Annotated in this window: 16 protein-coding genes and 4 tRNA genes; 12 read left to right on the top strand and 8 right to left on the bottom strand. The window is 47.2% G+C overall.

Annotated elements, in window-relative coordinates; genetic code table 11:
- Position 1 precedes the first annotated feature (1 nt).
- From Q0218_RS01910 to Q0218_RS01930, 5 genes are all read left to right on the top strand, one after another.
- Positions 2–76 (top strand) — tRNA-Gly (locus Q0218_RS01910).
- 25 nt (positions 77–101) lie between these two features.
- Positions 102–188 (top strand) — tRNA-Leu (locus Q0218_RS01915).
- A gap of 10 nt (positions 189–198) precedes the next feature.
- Positions 199–272, top strand: a tRNA-Cys gene (locus Q0218_RS01920).
- A gap of 17 nt (positions 273–289) precedes the next feature.
- Positions 290–445, top strand: coding sequence for a hypothetical protein (locus Q0218_RS01925; RefSeq protein ID WP_297965737.1), 156 nt, complete (start codon positions 290–292; stop codon positions 443–445).
- A 30-nt stretch (positions 446–475) separates the two neighbouring features.
- A tRNA-Ser gene (locus tag Q0218_RS01930) sits at positions 476–565 on the top strand.
- Positions 566–2,083: 1,518 nt separating this feature from the next.
- Here the strand turns inward: Q0218_RS01930 and Q0218_RS01935 are convergent.
- From Q0218_RS01935 to Q0218_RS01945, 3 genes are all read right to left on the bottom strand, one after another.
- A complete protein-coding gene (locus Q0218_RS01935; RefSeq protein WP_297965739.1) occupies positions 2,084–3,631 on the bottom strand; it encodes a polyprenyl synthetase family protein in 1,548 nt (515 codons plus the stop codon).
- 472 nt (positions 3,632–4,103) lie between these two features.
- Complete coding sequence (locus tag Q0218_RS01940; protein ID WP_297965741.1) at positions 4,104–5,504, bottom strand: PDZ domain-containing protein; 1,401 nt, start codon at positions 5,502–5,504, stop codon at positions 4,104–4,106.
- Entirely contained in the window at positions 5,501–5,818 is a 318-nt protein-coding gene (locus Q0218_RS01945; protein WP_297965742.1) for a YbaB/EbfC family nucleoid-associated protein, read from the bottom strand. Before Q0218_RS01945 ends, Q0218_RS01940 begins: the two co-directional genes overlap by 4 nt.
- A 180-nt stretch (positions 5,819–5,998) precedes the next feature.
- Between Q0218_RS01945 and Q0218_RS01950 the strand changes: the two genes are divergently transcribed.
- Positions 5,999–6,364 carry a DUF4259 domain-containing protein gene (locus Q0218_RS01950; RefSeq protein WP_297965744.1) on the top strand — a complete coding sequence of 122 codons (366 nt, stop codon included), beginning with the start codon at positions 5,999–6,001 and terminating at the stop codon, positions 6,362–6,364.
- 211 nt (positions 6,365–6,575) lie between these two features.
- On the top strand, positions 6,576–7,190 hold the full coding sequence (locus Q0218_RS01955) for a hypothetical protein (protein WP_297965746.1): 615 nt from the start codon (positions 6,576–6,578) through the stop codon (positions 7,188–7,190).
- Between the two features lie 20 nt (positions 7,191–7,210).
- Here the strand turns inward: Q0218_RS01955 and Q0218_RS01960 are convergent, their stop codons facing one another.
- The 5 genes from Q0218_RS01960 to Q0218_RS01980 all read right to left on the bottom strand — a co-directional run bounded on the left by Q0218_RS01960 (position 7,211) and on the right by Q0218_RS01980 (position 11,069).
- Complete coding sequence (locus tag Q0218_RS01960; protein WP_366517406.1) at positions 7,211–7,858, bottom strand: EFR1 family ferrodoxin; 648 nt, start codon at positions 7,856–7,858, stop codon at positions 7,211–7,213.
- A gap of 360 nt (positions 7,859–8,218) precedes the next feature.
- Positions 8,219–8,566 carry an aspartate 1-decarboxylase gene (gene panD / locus Q0218_RS01965; RefSeq protein WP_297965748.1) on the bottom strand — a complete coding sequence of 116 codons (348 nt, stop codon included), beginning with the start codon at positions 8,564–8,566 and terminating at the stop codon, positions 8,219–8,221.
- 425 nt (positions 8,567–8,991) lie between these two features.
- Positions 8,992–10,278, bottom strand: a complete 1,287-nt coding sequence (locus Q0218_RS01970) for a UDP-N-acetylmuramoyl-L-alanyl-D-glutamate--2,6-diaminopimelate ligase (RefSeq protein ID WP_297965750.1) — start codon at positions 10,276–10,278, stop codon at positions 8,992–8,994.
- Positions 10,262–10,807 carry a histidine kinase gene (locus Q0218_RS01975; protein ID WP_297965752.1) on the bottom strand — a complete coding sequence of 182 codons (546 nt, stop codon included), beginning with the start codon at positions 10,805–10,807 and terminating at the stop codon, positions 10,262–10,264. Before Q0218_RS01975 ends, Q0218_RS01970 begins: the two co-directional genes overlap by 17 nt.
- Complete coding sequence (locus tag Q0218_RS01980) at positions 10,800–11,069, bottom strand: NifU family protein (RefSeq protein WP_295141213.1); 270 nt, start codon at positions 11,067–11,069, stop codon at positions 10,800–10,802. Before Q0218_RS01980 ends, Q0218_RS01975 begins: the two co-directional genes overlap by 8 nt.
- Positions 11,070–11,249: 180 nt before the next feature.
- Between Q0218_RS01980 and Q0218_RS01985 the strand changes: the two genes are divergently transcribed.
- The 5 genes from Q0218_RS01985 (at position 11,250) to Q0218_RS02005 (ending at position 15,674) form a co-directional block, all read left to right on the top strand.
- A complete protein-coding gene (locus tag Q0218_RS01985; protein WP_297965754.1) occupies positions 11,250–12,491 on the top strand; it encodes a hypothetical protein in 1,242 nt (413 codons plus the stop codon).
- Positions 12,467–12,598, top strand: coding sequence for a hypothetical protein (locus tag Q0218_RS01990; protein WP_297965756.1), 132 nt, complete (start codon positions 12,467–12,469; stop codon positions 12,596–12,598). The genes Q0218_RS01985 and Q0218_RS01990 overlap by 25 nt, the downstream gene beginning before the upstream one ends.
- A gap of 15 nt (positions 12,599–12,613) precedes the next feature.
- A complete protein-coding gene (locus Q0218_RS01995) occupies positions 12,614–13,468 on the top strand; it encodes a hypothetical protein (protein ID WP_297965758.1) in 855 nt (284 codons plus the stop codon).
- 47 nt (positions 13,469–13,515) lie between these two features.
- Entirely contained in the window at positions 13,516–14,220 is a 705-nt protein-coding gene (locus Q0218_RS02000) for a hypothetical protein (RefSeq protein WP_297965759.1), read from the top strand.
- Between the two features lie 203 nt (positions 14,221–14,423).
- A complete protein-coding gene (locus Q0218_RS02005; protein ID WP_297965762.1) occupies positions 14,424–15,674 on the top strand; it encodes a polysaccharide lyase family 1 protein in 1,251 nt (416 codons plus the stop codon).
- The last annotated feature ends 10 nt before the right edge of the window (positions 15,675–15,684 follow it).

Below are 15,684 nucleotides of genomic sequence, written 5' to 3' on the forward strand. Positions count from 1 at the left end.
TGCGGGAATAGCTCAGGGGTAGAGCACAACCTTGCCAAGGTTGGGGTCGCGAGTTCGAATCTCGTTTCCCGCTCCATCGGTTTTAAATTTAGGGAATTTTTGCCCGGGTGGCGGAATGGTAGACGCAAGGGACTTAAAATCCCTCGGTATTTTTTACCGTACCGGTTCAAGTCCGGTTTCGGGCACCATTGACTTTTAGGCGACATAGCCAAGTGGTAAGGCATGAGCCTGCAAAGCTTTGATCCCCGGTTCGAATCCGGGTGTCGCCTCCAAAATTTAAGGAGAGAAAATGCGTTATTTGCTAATGCTATTATCTGCTACTTTTTTTATGGTCGGTTGCTCAAATACATGGCACGGCGTCAAAGAGGATACGAATAATGCCGTTGAGTGGTCAAAGGAGAAAGTCAATAAAGGCGCTTCCTATGTTAAGGAAAAAACCGAATAAATTTGGCTATAATTAGCCGAAATATTTTTACGGGAGATGGCTGAGCGGTCGAAAGCGGCGGTCTTGAAAACCGTTGAGGTGTGAAAGCCTCCTGGGGTTCGAATCCCTATCTCCCGGCCACTATATTACTAAAATATATCTTTTCTGTTCTGCATTTTATTGTTCTTAGGCATTTTATACCTTTATTTTTTAGAATTTAGGATAAATATATTTTGTTTTGCCAGATTTAGGTTTCTGTTGCATTGGCTTATTGGGTAAGGTATACAACGACTTTTAAATAAATAATAGATTTAAGTCAAGAATTTTGCGCATAAAATTTACAGTGGAGCGATTCATGCATCTTGCCTACGTTAAATTCTGGTATATAAAAACCTAAATAAAGAAGATTGCGTCGTCTTTAACGTAACTATAGCCAACGATAAAATGTTAAACGCATATTTAGGCTCGCTGTGGTCACTTTCCCTGTCTCAAATTCCCTAGAAAATCCATATCACGCTAGCTAGAGTGACTAAAATGCCGCGGTTATCTTCCTTGGCTCAAATCCTCTAGCCCTTTAAGTCTTGGGTATCTAAAATTAGTTTAGAATGGATGATGAAGTTCTATGTCTTTTTAAAATTTGCTTCCGGTAAGCCGTTTGTAACGACGCTCCGTAAAACCAGCTAGCTGATTTATCAAAGTCGCCATATTTTAAATAACTCATAAATAGTATCGATATCTTAGGCAAAAGCAAATATAACAACGTATACCATTTTGAGACGCCTACGGCCTTGAAAAGCTTGCTTTTATACGTCTAAAGTACGTATTTATCTATCTAGCAAGCTATCTTCGCAGCGTGCGGATAACGTTTATATACGTCGCGTTAAGGTAGTGCGACATATTTTAGCTTGACGTTTTGAGTGGGTTTACAAGTGCTTGAATTAACCGATCTTGGAGTCAAACGCTTGCCCATCCGCATTTTTATTAAATTTATGTGCTAAATTTAACTTCATAACTTCAAACGAAGCGATTTTGAGCCATGTATTAATTTGGTCGCATTTCATGTGAGATTTTATACTGTTTGCACCTTAGTCTTAAGCCTTGCGATCAGTAAAAAATAGAGATTAATTTAAGATTTATCCAACTAGAATGGACGATAAATTTAACGTAAAATATACGCATTTGTTTAATTTTAGCACACGTCTTTTTGAATTTATATGGCCAAATAAGTCGCAATCCGGTAAAACCCACCAACAGAATTAAAAATTTACGCGAAATAAGTGCGAGCCTTTAACGCAAATATTTAATTTATCTTCAAATTTTGATTATTCAAGATGTGAAATCCAGCTAAATTTAAGTACCGGCGGTAAATGTTTACAATTTTAGCGCGCAAAATTTAAATATGCGCTAAAAACTAAGGCGGCGGATTTGATAGCGATACGAACGCGGTGCGTAATTACCCACTTAAAAAACCCGCGAGTAAAAAGGAGTCAAATTTACTATAAACGCATAAAAACGGTTGCAAATTTGACGAACCGTAAAGCTTGATAGTTTAAACCGGCACAAGGTGATAAACAAAATCTAACGGTAAACAGTTAAAATATCGGCTAATCTATATTAAATCAATATTTAAGATTATATCCGAGGAAAATTTAATCAAATTTATCGCAAATGTTTGTCAATGAGGCCCGTCACGATAGCGCGTATGCCCGCATGCACACCGCCTAGCTCGCGCTCTATCTTTGCGATGAGCTCGTTTTTAGCCTGCACCGCGCCCTCTACGCCAAGAAGGTTGGTAAAGGAGTTTTTTGCTCCGTCGTTATGCGTCGGTTTGCCCGCCGTTTCGGCGCTTTGCGTCGCGTCGATGATGTCGTCTGCGATCTGAAACGCCAGCCCCAGATCAAGCCCAATGTCGTATATGCAAGCAGCCTCCGTCTCGTCTAGTCCCGCCACGACGCAGCCTGCCTGCAAACTCGCCGCGATGAGGCGCGCGGTCTTGTGGATATGCAGAAATTTTAGCTCTTCAAGCCCTAGTTTTTGGTTCTCGAAATAACAGTCCACCGCCTGCCCCAGCGCCATACCGTAGATGCCTGCGTTTCGGCTTAGGATCTCGACGCATTTTATGCGCGCGTCCGCATCCAGCGGAGCCCTTGCTATCTGATAAAAGGCATGAGTGTTTAGCGCGTCGCCCGCTAGGATCGCCGTAACTTCGTCAAATTTGACGTGCAAACTAGGCTGTCCGCGGCGCAGATCCGAGTCGTCCATCGCGGGCAGATCGTCGTGGATGAGCGAGTAGCTGTGCATCGTCTCAAATGCCAGCGCGACGTGAAACGCCGCCTCTTTGCGCTCGGGGCTCACCGCCGCTACGACGCCTGCGACTAGCATCGCGCGAAAGTGCTTGCCGCCTGATTTTAGCGTGTATGAAAGCGCCTCGTCAAAGCACGGATGAAAGCTAGGCGAGCTCGGTAAATGCGCGCTCAAAAACGCCTTAAACTCGGCTAAAAGCGCGTCCTGATCGGCGACGCTCGGCGCTGTTTGTTGCAAATTTGAGCCCGAGGTAAAACACAAGCCTTTTGCCGCGTTTAACGAGATCAAATTTGCTAGGTTTCTCGGGCTTTCGGATTTTATTTTAGTTTCGTTCGCGTTTAAAATTTGAGGCTGATTTTGAGACGAGCTCGCGCGCAAGCTTTGCGCTTGATTTTGATCCGTCAGCGGCCCTCGCGACTTGCTTAAATTTAGCCCTTTTTCGTTAGCCGGATTAGACATTTCTTGCGGCAAATTTAGGCCTGGAGCGTCATTTGTATAAACCCGCGTCTTTTCGCCGCTAGGCAATATCTGCGCTAAATTTCGCTTTTGCTCGGCGCTAAATTTTTGAAATATCGCCGGCTTTGCAAGCGACAAGCCAAGAGCCTGATTTCGCGCAAGGCTTCCACCGTTTTCGCAGGCTAAATTTGAAACTTTCATTTCCGAAAAAGTCGCGCGCTTTAGATAGTTTTTGGACGATTTAGGAGCTTTGGCCTCGTTAAATTTACGCGGTAAAATCAGGCTGAGCGCGCTTGGTAAATTTCCGTCCGAATTTACGCTAAAAATCCGCGCCAAACTTGAGCTTTGCAGCAATGTTTTAAAGCGAGCGAAATTTGATTTTAAAGATTTATTTTCCGCGTAAATTCGCGCGTTTAATCTTTCCTTCGAGTTTTTATAATTTTGCATTTTTTCTCCGTTTTGTTTTTGTTTGATAAAGGCAGATCCCAAATCGCTCTAACCGCCGAACAAATCCTTGCTTGCTCTAAATTTACGTATTTTGCAAGGTTGCGTAACCGCCTCCAAAAGCTGCGATTTTACGCCGCAAGCGAGCAGGTCGTCCGTTTCGTGGCAAGCTAAATTTAAAGGCAATCGCCTTGCCGCTAGATTGAGCCGCGGCACAAAAAGCTTAAATTTACGCCCGAAAAAGCCGTCTTACACTTAAAGCTCGGCGGTCTTAACGCGCAAAAATTAAGCACGCCCAAAACAAGCTAGCCTTGACGCGAGGGGGCTTAGAGTACCGCAAAGCCTGACGAATCTAGCGCCGAATCTTTTTTGCTAAACAAACGAAAAAGCGACTCAAAAAGCTAAATTTGCGTCCGAATCTAGCGCCGCAAAACAAGCAAACCTAGCGCCGCGGCCGCCCAAAAACGCCTAGAACCTACCGCGCGTTGTAAAAAAAGTCAAAGCCGTCTCGCCTAAAAAGCAAGCGTTGTCCTCGATTTTTAGCTATGAGCGCAAGGGCTTCTTTGCGATTTTTCACGACTTTAGCGCCTACTTGTATTAGCTTGTCGCCGACTCTGAGCCCAAACCTCGCCGCATCCGACTCCCCGTCCACGCTTTTTACTCTTAGTTTTTCGTCAAACGTCAGTCCGTAGAGCTTTCGCACACTAGAGGCGTCCGTATTTGGCGCGGGCTGCGGTTTTGGGGCTACTTTTGTGATATTTTCGTCCGTTTTAGGCGCGGTTTTTTGTTCTTTTTTTACCTCGTCTGAAACCGCGACGCTAAATTTTACGACGTCTTCGCCGCGCCTTATCTCAAATTTGAGTCGCTCGCCCTTTGCGGCGAACAAAATTCTCTCGTTTAGCTCGCGCAAGCTCTGCATTTTCTCGCCGTTTACGCTTAAAATTTCATCCCCTGCCATCAGCGCCGCGCCGCGTCCGAGCGGATCGACTCCTTTTACGTAGAGTTTGCCGTCTCGCTCCTCAAAAACAGCGCCCACGTCGCCGTAGTACACGTCTTTATACGCCGCAAAGTGCCTTAGATAGCGGCTCGGGACAAATTTATCCCCGCCCACGGCGATACCGCGCAGTTTGCAGCAGGGACTTAGCACGGCGCCAGTGCCGTTTACGTCAAACGTGAGCGCGTCCAGCTCGCCTAGCGCCTGCGCCTGCGCCTTTACGTGGCCGTAGACGGTCGCGTTTAGATCGTGCGTGACGCTGACCCAGTCGCTTTTTTTCGTCGCGTTATCCTCAGCCATCTTTACGGGCTCGAGTTTGGCGTCCGAGGCGACCAGATAGAGGCCAAGATACGGGTCAAATTTGACGTAGTTTTTCACGGGGATTTCGCCTTTAGGCACGGCGATTAAATTGGGCGTGATCGCGATACCGCCGTTACCCGCGACGTTTACCATAGCAGGCAGGTTTTTTTCAAAGCAAGCGTTAAAATCATCCTGCGTCGGGCGCGGCTCGGCTCTAAGCGACGCACCAAGAGCGCAAACCATAAAAACCGCAAAAAGCGGAGAGCAAATTTTGCGAGCTAAATTCGCCGTCAAATTCGTCGCCGTTTTGGCATCTAGACCGGTTTTTTGCAAAATTTTGCGCGGATTTAAAGAAGCGTCAAATTTTACCGAGCGTGCGCACGAGTTTGAGCTCAAATTTACCGCGCTCTTTACGGCACAAGCGGCGCAAATTTGGCTCGCAAAGGTAGCCGAATTTAAGCCCGAATTTACCGAGCCGTTTTGTTTATCGGCGGCGCAAATTCGCCCTCTCCCCAAAGGCAAATTCGCTCGCGCGAGCCCCAAAACCGCGTCCAAGCGGCGTGAGAAAGCTGCGCGTTTCATTGCCCTAGTCCCATGCCGGCAAACCCGCCCAGCATCCTCGACGCGGCGTTTTTGCGGTCGTCCTCGATCATCTTTAGCACGTCGTTTACGGCGCTGATGAGTAAGATCTGCAAGCTCTCCTTGTCCTCTAGCAAGCTGTCGTCGATGCTGATATCAAGCACCTCGCCCTTGCCATTTGCTCTGACGCTAATGAGCCCGCCGCCGCTTTTTACGCTAAACTCGCGCTTTTGGCTCTCCTGCTCGATTTCTTGCACCTTTTTTTGCGCCTCCTCGAGCATCTGTCCCATTTTTGAAAAATCAATCCCCTCAAACATAAACATCCTTTCAAATTTCGCGTTATTTTAGCCAATTTAAGCTAAATTTACTTTATTTAAAGCCTGCAATGCAAGTTTCGTTCCCGCCTTGAAATTTGCGGCGGATACGAGCATGGACGGGTAAATTTGAGTCCGAAAAGCCGTCAAATTTGAGGGTAAATTTTATCAAAAGGGGCTAAAATGGGCGACTGGGGCTACAAAGCGTACGAAAACGACGAGGCTGCGGACTGGTTTGCGAGATTTTGGGAGAGTAAAAATTTCGACCTAATAGAAAGTACGGTGGCGAATTTCGATCCGGGAAACGAAAATTATGATGAGATCAGGGCTGCCGCGCACGTTTTGGCCTGCTTTGGCTCGCCGTATGCGTGTCCGTCAGATTTTTTAGATAAATTGAAACCGACTATCCGGAAAGTCGTTGCGATTTTGGAAAATATGATTGACCCGCCTGACGAGGCATGGGGTTTCCTTGAAATTTGGGAAAACTCGCCGGAAATCATAGCCGAGGTTAAGCAGCAAATAGCGGAGCTAAAAGCGTATCTGGGCTAGCCAGTAGGCGGCGGAGCGAATTTGGTTTATCTTAGCAAATTTACGGTTTTCCTCTGAGCCTAAACTTTAGCGACCCCAGCTACTTTGCGGGTAAATTCGGCGCGCCCGGCGCAAAAACGCTAAGCCCAAACGACGCGCAAATACGGTATAATCAAGCCAAAATAGCATCGCCAAAGGCTAAGGCGCCTAGACAAAATAAAAAAGGAATGGCTTGTTAAAATTAAATAAAAATTTTATTTACGATATAGACAGCGTTTATGTTATCAAAATCGCAGAAAATTTGTATTCGTTTGCTCAGCATCGCGGGAATTCGTTTTTTGAGTTTTTTAATATATTTTTTACAAAAACCGAACAAATAAAGACCATAAGTATAAATTTAAACGAAATAGACGTTTTATTTACACAAAGTTGCGCGGCGAATAAATTTAAGGATTTTTTCGTAGCCGCAAGCGACTCCGTGGCGCCGAACACAAGACGGATAGAGAGCGTTTACCTGCATCCTTTTGCCTATCTTTTGTCTGCCTCGCAAGACGGCAAAGATACGCCTTTCGTTAGTCTTGTGCGGTTAAAAGATATTTATAAATCATTAGACTACGAGATCGTTATACAAAGGCTGGACGAGGAGGAAAATTTACGCGAAATATATGCGTATAATTCATTCGGTATGGTCGGCGCGGCGCAAAAGCTACAAGAAACCCTGCAAGACTACGCAAAAACGGGCGTTTTGTGGAGCCGCGAAAAGAGATTTCTTTTTCCGACCGTATCTAGCGAGAGGCTAAAGCGCCATGCCCGCGAAATCGGCAAGAAACCCGAAATAATATCATAAGGCCCGCGCGAGTCTCGTTTTTACGGGGCGTGGCATGATTTTTCCAGATTTTTCACCTTTCCGAGGATCGTTATCGCCTTTTGCCTGCATTTGTTTACGCATCTATAGCAAATCGTGCAACACTCGCCGAATCTTGCTTTACCGTGCTCGATTTTTATATTTTGCATCGGACAGGATTTTGCGCACTCGCCGCATCCGCTGCGCCGCGCCGTATCTAGGCTCGGTTTGCGTCTGGCAAAGGGCGTTTTGTCCCAAATTTTCATCCAGAGCCGCTGCTCCAAAAGCCCGGCGATACGGCATAGCATGCCTAGCCCCTCTTGCGGCGGATTGCCCGCGACAAATGCCTTTGCGACACGCTCTAGCTTGGCGTTTGCCTCCTTGATCAGGCGCTCGTTTTTCTGCGCCGAATAGCTAAAAATCGCCACGTCGAGGATAAACGCGGGCATTCTAATATGCGCGCCGCCCGTTATCTTCGCGCCCGCTCGCCTTAGTATCCTAGCCGAGCAACCCGCTCCGTCGCCGCTAAAAATCTCCATCGTAGCGATGATAAAGACGTTTTTGCCGCGAAAATTCGCGCTGTTTTTGCAAATAAACTCGCGCACGATCTGCGGCAGGTCGCTAAAGTAAACAGGATAGGCGAAAACGACGTCGTCATGGCGCTTTAACAGCTCGCTGCAGGCCTCGTCTCAGGTCAAACCACGGGGATATCGCCGCCCAGGCGCTCTATAAATCTCTCCACGCAATGCTTCGTGTTGCCCGTGGAGCTAAAATAAATCGCTATCATTTTGCGAATCCTTTTAAATTCAGGCGCAAAATTTTGCCAGTTTTTGCCAAATTTTACCGATCGCGTAAAATTTAACGCCAAACGGCGGCAAAATTGAATAAATTGATATTCGGCGCGTTCGCCTTTCATCCGTTTGCAGATGACCGTCGTGCTCGCTAGCTTAGATTTTACCCCGAATTTGACTCAGCGCCATAAAACGTAAATTTAAACGCCTCATCGCAGAAACGGCAAATTTGGGCGTAAATTATTTTACGATTTCGTTTTGCTCGTTTACCTGCACGATTTTTGGTTTGAAATCTTTCGCTTTTTTGGCGCTAAGAAGCGCGTAAGCCACGATGATAACGACGTCGCCGACGCAGACTTTGCGCGCGGCCGCGCCGTTTAGGCAGATCTCGCCCTTTTTCTCGCCGCGGATCACGTACGTAGCGAAGCGCTCGCCGTTATTGACGTTTAGGATCTCGACTTTTTGGTACTCGCAAAGCCCCGCAGCTTCGATGAGCTCGGGTCCGATTGTGATGGAGCCCACGTAGTTTAGGTTGGCGTCCGTCACGCGCGCGCGGTGGATTTTGCTTGAGAGCATTTCGATTTTCATCCGATTTTCCTTTTATTTTTGCGAAATTATACTATAAATTCGGCCTTTACGGGCAAATTTACGCGGTTTTGCTGCGCGCCGTTTTTGCGTGCTGGTTGCGGGCATTATTTGAGGCAAAATTCGGTGCTTTTTGCTCCCGTTTTAGAAGGAGTTTTTGTATTTTGGCAAATAGGTAAATTTAGTAAATTTGCAAGCAACGTTTAAAGACAAAGCCGAGTAAATTTAATGGCACAAAGCGTTTTTTGACCCGAAAACTGCGATAATTCTAACGTCAAAACGGATAAATTTCTAGTTAAATTTTAAAAATACGTAGACAAAATCGCAAATTTAACTCAAATCTGTCGCAGCTGCACGCGTAAAATTTATTAAAATCAAATTTTAAGCCCATCTGCGGCGATTTGAGTTAAACCGCGAGCAGGCGGGGCTTATTTGCCTAAAAGTTTGCGCACGACCTCTTTGTCGCTAAATGGATATCTTACGCCCTTGATCTCCTGATAGGTTTCGTCGCCCTTGCCTAAAATCACCAAAATTTCATCCTGTGCGAGGCTTTCAAGCGCGTATTTTATCGCATCCTTGCGGTTTGCGATGCATTTTACGCTCTCGTTCATCTCTATGCCGCCGCAGATCTCGGCGATGATGCTTTCTGGCTCTTCGCTGCGGGGATTGTCGCTGGTGACGACGAGCCTGTACGCGTATTTTTGTGCTATTGCGCCCATTTTAGGGCGTTTTGTGCGATCCCTGTCGCCGCCGGCGCCAAAAACCGTGACGATTTTGCGATGGCGCAATGCATTTAGCACCTTTTCGATGCCGTCCGGAGTGTGCGCGAAGTCCACGATCACGAGCGGTTCGCGGCTCACGACCTCCATACGCCCCTCTACGCCGTCAAATTCTGCCGCGGCGCGCGCGATCTGCTCTAGCGGCCGATCCGTCAGCGCCGCGACGCAAGAGACGGCCGCGATGAGGTTGTAGAGGTTAAATTCGCCGTGCAAATTTGAACTTAGCGCCATTTGCCCGCGCGGGGTTTTTAGCATCGCGCGTATGCCGCCTTCTAGCGAATACTCGGCGGGCGCGAAGTCCGCGTCAGCGTGAAGCGCATATGTTAAGGCGTTTGCGGGGTTAAATTTGATCCCGCCGCGGTCGTCTATGTTTATGAGCTTTGGCGCGTCGTCTGCGAAAAACTCGCTCTTTACGCGCGCGTACTCTTCAAGCGTACCGTGGTAGTCGAGATGGTCTTGGGTCAAATTCGTAAAAATTTTCATCGCAAAGGATAGGCTCTCGATGCGTTTTTGCGCGATGGCGTGCGAGCTAACCTCCATCACGAAGTAGTCGCAGCCGCGCTCGCTAGCGGCTTTGAGATAGCTAAGCGTGCGTAAAATTTCGCTCGTCGTTAGCGCCTTGTCGTCTATGCGTTCGCCGTTTATAAAGGCGCCGCGAGTACCGCATAGACCGCATCCGTAGCCTAAATTTAGCAGCGTAGCGCAGATAGCCGCCGCAGTCGTGGTCTTGCCGTTGGTGCCCGTAATGCCGATGATTTTGATGTTCTCGTCGACGCCTAGCAGTCGTTTGCATTCGCTCAAATTTATTACTTTTGCGCCCTTTGCCAGGGCATCGGCTTCAAATTTAGCATTTGTCGCCGTTTTAACGAAATAGCAACCCGCCTCACATTCGTTCGAGTTGTCAGTGACGAAGCCTTCTTTAACGTAAATTTTCATTCTGCGCCCTTTTGTTGATTTCGCGAGCCAGAGCGCTTAGCCGTTCGTCGCCGGCAAACATCACGGCCGCGGTTTCGATGTAGTTTAGTCCCATTTCGATGAAGTCGTTTTTGATAAGATTTTGCAAAAACTCGAGGAAATCGTCGCGGTTGTCGATCATTACGCGCGTGGAAAACATAATGTCCTCAAAGACGCTTTTAAACCCGCCGCGCCTAACCGCATCCATGAAGTCGGCGTAGCTAATGGCGTTTTGCTCCTCGTGATCCTCGTCTTCGTCGATTTTTGCCTCAAGCGCGCCCAAAATTTCGTCCAAATCCGTAGGACTCATACCTAATTTGTCTTTTAGCTTAAATATCTCAAAAAGCGTCATCGCCTCGTCGCGGCGGGTTTTAGCAAGCGAGCAAAGCGTGATGAGAAAGAGTAGTTTTTCGTCCGGCTTTTTGTCATAGGCGAGCGAAAAATAGCTCGCGGCGGCGTCAAATTCGCCCTTGTTAAACGCTCTTAGCCCCGCTTTTTTGTAATCAGTCAAATTTAACTTCCTCGCCGATAGGGATATTTACGACGCTAAGTTCGGGGTGGATATCCGTGCGTAGCTGGCGCTCGATGCCGTATTTTAGCGTAGTAGTGCTAGCTGCGCAGCCGTGGCAGTGGCCAGTGAGGCGGACGTAAATTTTGCCGTTTTTGATACCTAGCAGCTCCATGCCTCCGCCGTCGTTTTCAAGCATCGGCATAACCTTTTGCAAGCTCGCTTTTACGGGCTTTAAAAGCTCTTCGTCGGTAAATGGAATCATTTTTCGCCTTTTAAATTTTTTGGAGTATTATAGCAGATAAAATTTTAAATGCGCTACGCCGGCTCGTTTGAAATTTAACTCGTTCTAGCGCGAGCGGCGATTAAATTTAGCCTTTTTGCCACATCTTTGTTTTTTATGTTTAAAATTATATAATCGCTTAAATTTATTTAAGGAGAATCTATGAAAAAAACGGCCTTGTTGCTAGCCGTGCTTTGCGCGTGCGCTCTAGCCAAAGACTACGAATACGCGCTTGAAAGCACCTCGCAAAAGATATACGAGGAGCCGGCTCTTAGCTACGTTACGCGCCAAATTTACGACGCCAAAGAGCATAAAACGCAGGTCGTTACCGAGTCCGAGCTAAAAGACGGCGGCAAAAATAGATACAAAGAAGTAAGCTACTTCGGCAAAGACGGCGAGCTGGCTAAATTTTACGCCTATGATTATGACTTCAAGGCTGAAAAATGGCGCAAGATAAACGAATATAAAGCAAGCCTTAAAAACGGAGTATCTACGCAGGAGACGACGGGCTATGTTCGAGGCGTTAAAAACGCTAGCAAAACCGTCTCAAAACGCGCAAATGGCGTATATGAAGAGACCGGATACGAACTAAAAACGGGCAAATGGCAAAAATCGTCTCTCGCTCGTGCCACTTATAATAGAAGCGGTCAAAACGAGCTAACCGTTTATAGCGTTTGGGACGGTGCAAAATGGCAGCCTAAAGAAAAAATGCTCTATCTCTACGATGCAAACGAGCAGCCTATAGGCTATGAAAGGTCGCTGTTTGAAAACGGCGCGTGGGTACCGTCTCAAAAAGAGATCATTGTAGGCGACGTTCGCGGTAAATACGAGCGCGTAAGCAGCGTCTACGTAGACGGCGCATGGCAAAACTCGCAGATGTCTAGACACGAGGCCGCAAACGGCAAGGACGTGACGATAACTTCGGTCTGGGATAACGAAAAAAAAGAGTGGAAAAACAGCTACAAAGACGTGATCGTAGTTAGCGGCGCAGACTTTGAGACGGCGGCGTTTTCGTGGGATAACGAGAAAAAAGAGTGGAAGCAGGAGTTTTCTAGTCGCAACGTCTACGACAAGCTCGGCGAGCGTTTGCTTACGCAGCGATACGGTGCTAAAGACGGCGACAAAAAGCTAGTTTACGGCTACGATACGCGCGGCGATAACGTTAGCGTCGACGTCTACGAGCTAGTTAGCGACGCAAACTGCAAAAGATGGGCGCAAAAAGAGCGTATCGAGGCGACTTTTGATAGCGATATACTCGCCGAGGATGTAGTATACGGCGGCTCGCTGATGTCCTTTGATATGCAAAGCAAGCATGCGATGACCGCTTATAAAAGATACGTTTTTGCGGGCGGCAAGCCTAAACTAGCTCAAGAGCGCGAATGGAGATACAAAAAGATAAAATAAATTTAGTCGGCGTTTGGGCGTTAAATTTAACCTTTGCTAAATTTAGGCTTTTGCTGCGCTTTGGGGCTATGATTTGCGCCCTAATGCAAAGGTATCTAAAAAACTAAAATTTAGGAGAAAATATGCGAAATTTAGAGCAAATTTTAGCGTCGCTAGACGAGAGCGCGCAAAAGGTTTTGGTTTTAGGAGGTGCAAAGCACCCCGTTTGGGACGATGCGAACGAGGTTTTCGCGCTAGCTACGAGGCAAATTTTAGATAAAAGCCTAGGGCGGCAAGAAGGCGCGGATTACGGCGGGACGGTTAAATTTTATGGTGCCGCGCCGATCGCTTTTATCGGCGTACATACGCGCATCGTGCGAAGAAGCATAGGATTTTTACTCACGCAGCGTCATCTTTTGGTTAAATTTGACGCCTCCGCCGCAAACGCGGACGAAGTAGCCGCGGCGTTTAGGCTAGGCGAGCATTCGCCTGACGAGCTGGAAAATCTCGCGTGGCAAGAGCTAGAAAAATGCAAATTTGAAATCGAGGACGAGATGAAAGCGGCGATGAAAAGGGCGCTAAAAGCGGTCTTGCGAGCGGTTTTCGAGGAGGGCGTTAAGGCCCAGGAGCGCACGATCGCGGATAAAATTTTGGAGCTTGAGCTGGGTGAAGCGCTAAAAACGCCGCTTGACGAGACGAAGCTGCTATCAAAATCGCTTAGCGTTTTTAAGCCCGTCTCGCCGATACTTCACAGCCTTGACCGCTCGCTTTTTGGTAAGCCTTACGGAGTGATACTAGACGAGCGCGGACTCATTAGCCGCGAGCTGATGGAAGAGCCCGTTTTTAGCTCGTGGGACGAGATCAGGGGTGCGCAGATCGAAGTAAAAGAGGATGCCGTAATAATCGGCGAAAAAGAGCATAAGATACCGTTTGAGCTAAAAGATAAAAAGGAAAATTTCGCCGAGTTTTTAAAATTTACGGTGCAAGCTAGGGCGTAAATTTGGCGCGTTTTTGATCGGATTTGCGCGTAAATTTAAGGAAAAATATGAAAAATTTGCTGTTAGGTGCGGTCGCGGTCTGGGCGTTTTGCGGTTGCGCAGGGCTAAGGCCTAGCGCGGACAAGGACGTTGCTTTGATCGATGTGCCCGAGGAAAACTGGACGAGATACGAGGATACGGACGGCGCGCTAAAAGAGGTCGCGTTTTTCACGGCGTTTTTCTCCGAGCGGTTTCGCGCGTCTTTTAAAAACGGCGAAAAGATCGGCTTTACGCTAACCAAGCAAGAGGGCAAAAAGCTGCCCGTAATGCTGGGCGATATGTATAAGGCCGAGGACGGCGCGTTTACGGTCGCAGGCCTGGACGCGGGGAAGCGCGAGTGGAGCGGCGACGAGAAGCTGCGAAGGTCAAGGCGGATCAAAATTTACGAATTTAAAGAAGGCGCCGTCAAAGTAACGGATTATGAGGCGCAAGGCGGCGTCTGCGAGGCGTTTTACGCTGGCAAAAAGATAAGCGCGATAAGCGTAGAAAGCCCTGGCGGCGAGGACTCGCGTCAAATTTTTGCCGTGCGAACGCAAGGCGAAATCTCGCTTGCAGTCGTCAAAATTTTTAGCTCGCAAGAAAACTCTTCGCCGCAAAACTCGCTCGCCTCGGACAAAAAAGGCTCGCACGGCGCGCAAGCTAATGAGGCAACGCTAATCAAGCAAGCCCAAACGCTAAAAAACATCGTCTGCGCTGGCTTTGGCGGAAAATAAATTCGGGTTTTGTCGGCTAAAAACTGGCGCGTCTTTGCGTAAGCGAAGTGGTTTGCGCGTTTTGCAAGGTACTCGCCGCTAAATTTCGCTTTTACTAAAAATTTATAAAAGCCTTACACTAAATTTAATGAGCCAAAATAAAATTCGGCAGCGATTTTCTAACAGAAGATCAAAAATAAAAAGCCAAATTTGGGAGGCTAAAGATGTTTAAAAAGATATTGTTTCTAGCCGTTTCTTCGTTATTTGCATTTGGTGTTCTAGCTCAAGCAGGCGAGATAAAAGCAAGCGACTCGCCCTTTGGTTACGCTAGCATTGGTGCAGAGCAAAATTTTGGCGGATACGCCGGCAAAGAGAGCAAAGAAGTCGTCGTAAAAGATAGGCAAGAGCTCGTAAAATACGCTCAAATGGGTGGTTACGTCATCTATGTGGATGGGCTCATAGACCTTAGCGAAGGCAAGATCCCACAAAATGGCAATAGCGATGGGCTGGATAAATTTATAAGTGAGATTAGCGGTGGCGAGTTTAGCTCTTATGCCAAATTTATGCAGGCTTACGGCGCTTCATGCCGTGCAAATTTAGACGGTTCGCAAGATCCAAAGTTAGCAGCGCTTCGCAAAAATTTAGCTAACGAATGGAAAAAGCTCATCGTAGTGCCGGTAGCTAGCAATACCACGATAATCGGCTTAGGCGAAAACTCAGGCATAAAAGGTGGCTCGCTTTTGCTAAAAAATGTCCAAAATATCGCGATCCGCAATATGAAGATCGAAGATGCTTTTGATCCATTTCCAGATGTACAAAAAAATGACGGCTTTAATGCGCAATATGACGGCGTCAGCATAGAATCAAGCAAAAACATCTGGGTAGATCACTGCCATTTTAAGGACACGGTCGAGCTTAGTCATGTGCATTTAGCAGGCGGAGAGCTTACCAAATGGCAGACTTACGACGGACTATGCGACATCAAGGGAGACAGTGCGGCTATCACGATCTCGCACAACATCTTTGAAAACCATGACAAAACGATGTTAATTGGCTCAAGAGACTCTGATGGCAGCAGCGAAACAAGGACTATAACGGTCGCTCATAACGTTTTTGACAACTGCGCGCAACGCCTACCTATGGCACGCAATGCAAAGGTGCACGTCTATAACAACTTTTATGACTCAAAAGATGGCTTTTATGACCAAAAATACGCCATTGGCGTGCGCTTTGGCTCGCTAATATACGCTCAAAACAACTACTTTACAAATGGCGTCAAGATAAGCTACAAGTGTAACAAAGGCACCATTTTTGAAAGCGGCAACATAGACCTTTCAAAAAAAGGCAGCGTTTGCGAAAAGCTAACCAAGCCGCCATTTGAGCCTCCATATAAATTTGAGCTCCTCAAAGCCTCAAGCGTCCAAAACGAGGTAAATAAAAACGCCGGCACCGGCAAACTAGCCGTTGCTAAATAATTAAAAAGAG

The organism is uncultured Campylobacter sp., from assembly GCF_938039245.1.
GTDB lineage: Bacteria > Campylobacterota > Campylobacteria > Campylobacterales > Campylobacteraceae > Campylobacter_A.

Excerpts from the sequence above, each read along its gene's own strand:
- Q0218_RS01925 (WP_297965737.1), top strand. The coding sequence starts at position 290 with ATGCGTTATTTGCTAATGCTATTATCTGCTACTTTTTTTATGGTCGGT.
- Q0218_RS01935 (WP_297965739.1), bottom strand. The coding sequence starts at position 3,631 with ATGCAAAATTATAAAAACTCGAAGGAAAGATTAAACGCGCGAATTTAC.
- Q0218_RS01940 (WP_297965741.1), bottom strand. The coding sequence starts at position 5,504 with ATGAAACGCGCAGCTTTCTCACGCCGCTTGGACGCGGTTTTGGGGCTC.
- Q0218_RS01945 (WP_297965742.1), bottom strand. The coding sequence starts at position 5,818 with ATGTTTGAGGGGATTGATTTTTCAAAAATGGGACAGATGCTCGAGGAG.
- Q0218_RS01950 (WP_297965744.1), top strand. The coding sequence starts at position 5,999 with ATGGGCGACTGGGGCTACAAAGCGTACGAAAACGACGAGGCTGCGGAC.
- panD (WP_297965748.1), bottom strand. The coding sequence starts at position 8,566 with ATGAAAATCGAAATGCTCTCAAGCAAAATCCACCGCGCGCGCGTGACG.
- Q0218_RS01970 (WP_297965750.1), bottom strand. The coding sequence starts at position 10,278 with ATGAAAATTTACGTTAAAGAAGGCTTCGTCACTGACAACTCGAACGAA.
- Q0218_RS01980 (WP_295141213.1), bottom strand. The coding sequence starts at position 11,069 with ATGATTCCATTTACCGACGAAGAGCTTTTAAAGCCCGTAAAAGCGAGC.
- Q0218_RS01985 (WP_297965754.1), top strand. The coding sequence starts at position 11,250 with ATGAAAAAAACGGCCTTGTTGCTAGCCGTGCTTTGCGCGTGCGCTCTA.
- Q0218_RS01990 (WP_297965756.1), top strand. The coding sequence starts at position 12,467 with ATGGAGATACAAAAAGATAAAATAAATTTAGTCGGCGTTTGGGCGTTA.
- Q0218_RS01995 (WP_297965758.1), top strand. The coding sequence starts at position 12,614 with ATGCGAAATTTAGAGCAAATTTTAGCGTCGCTAGACGAGAGCGCGCAA.
- Q0218_RS02000 (WP_297965759.1), top strand. The coding sequence starts at position 13,516 with ATGAAAAATTTGCTGTTAGGTGCGGTCGCGGTCTGGGCGTTTTGCGGT.
- Q0218_RS02005 (WP_297965762.1), top strand. The coding sequence starts at position 14,424 with ATGTTTAAAAAGATATTGTTTCTAGCCGTTTCTTCGTTATTTGCATTT.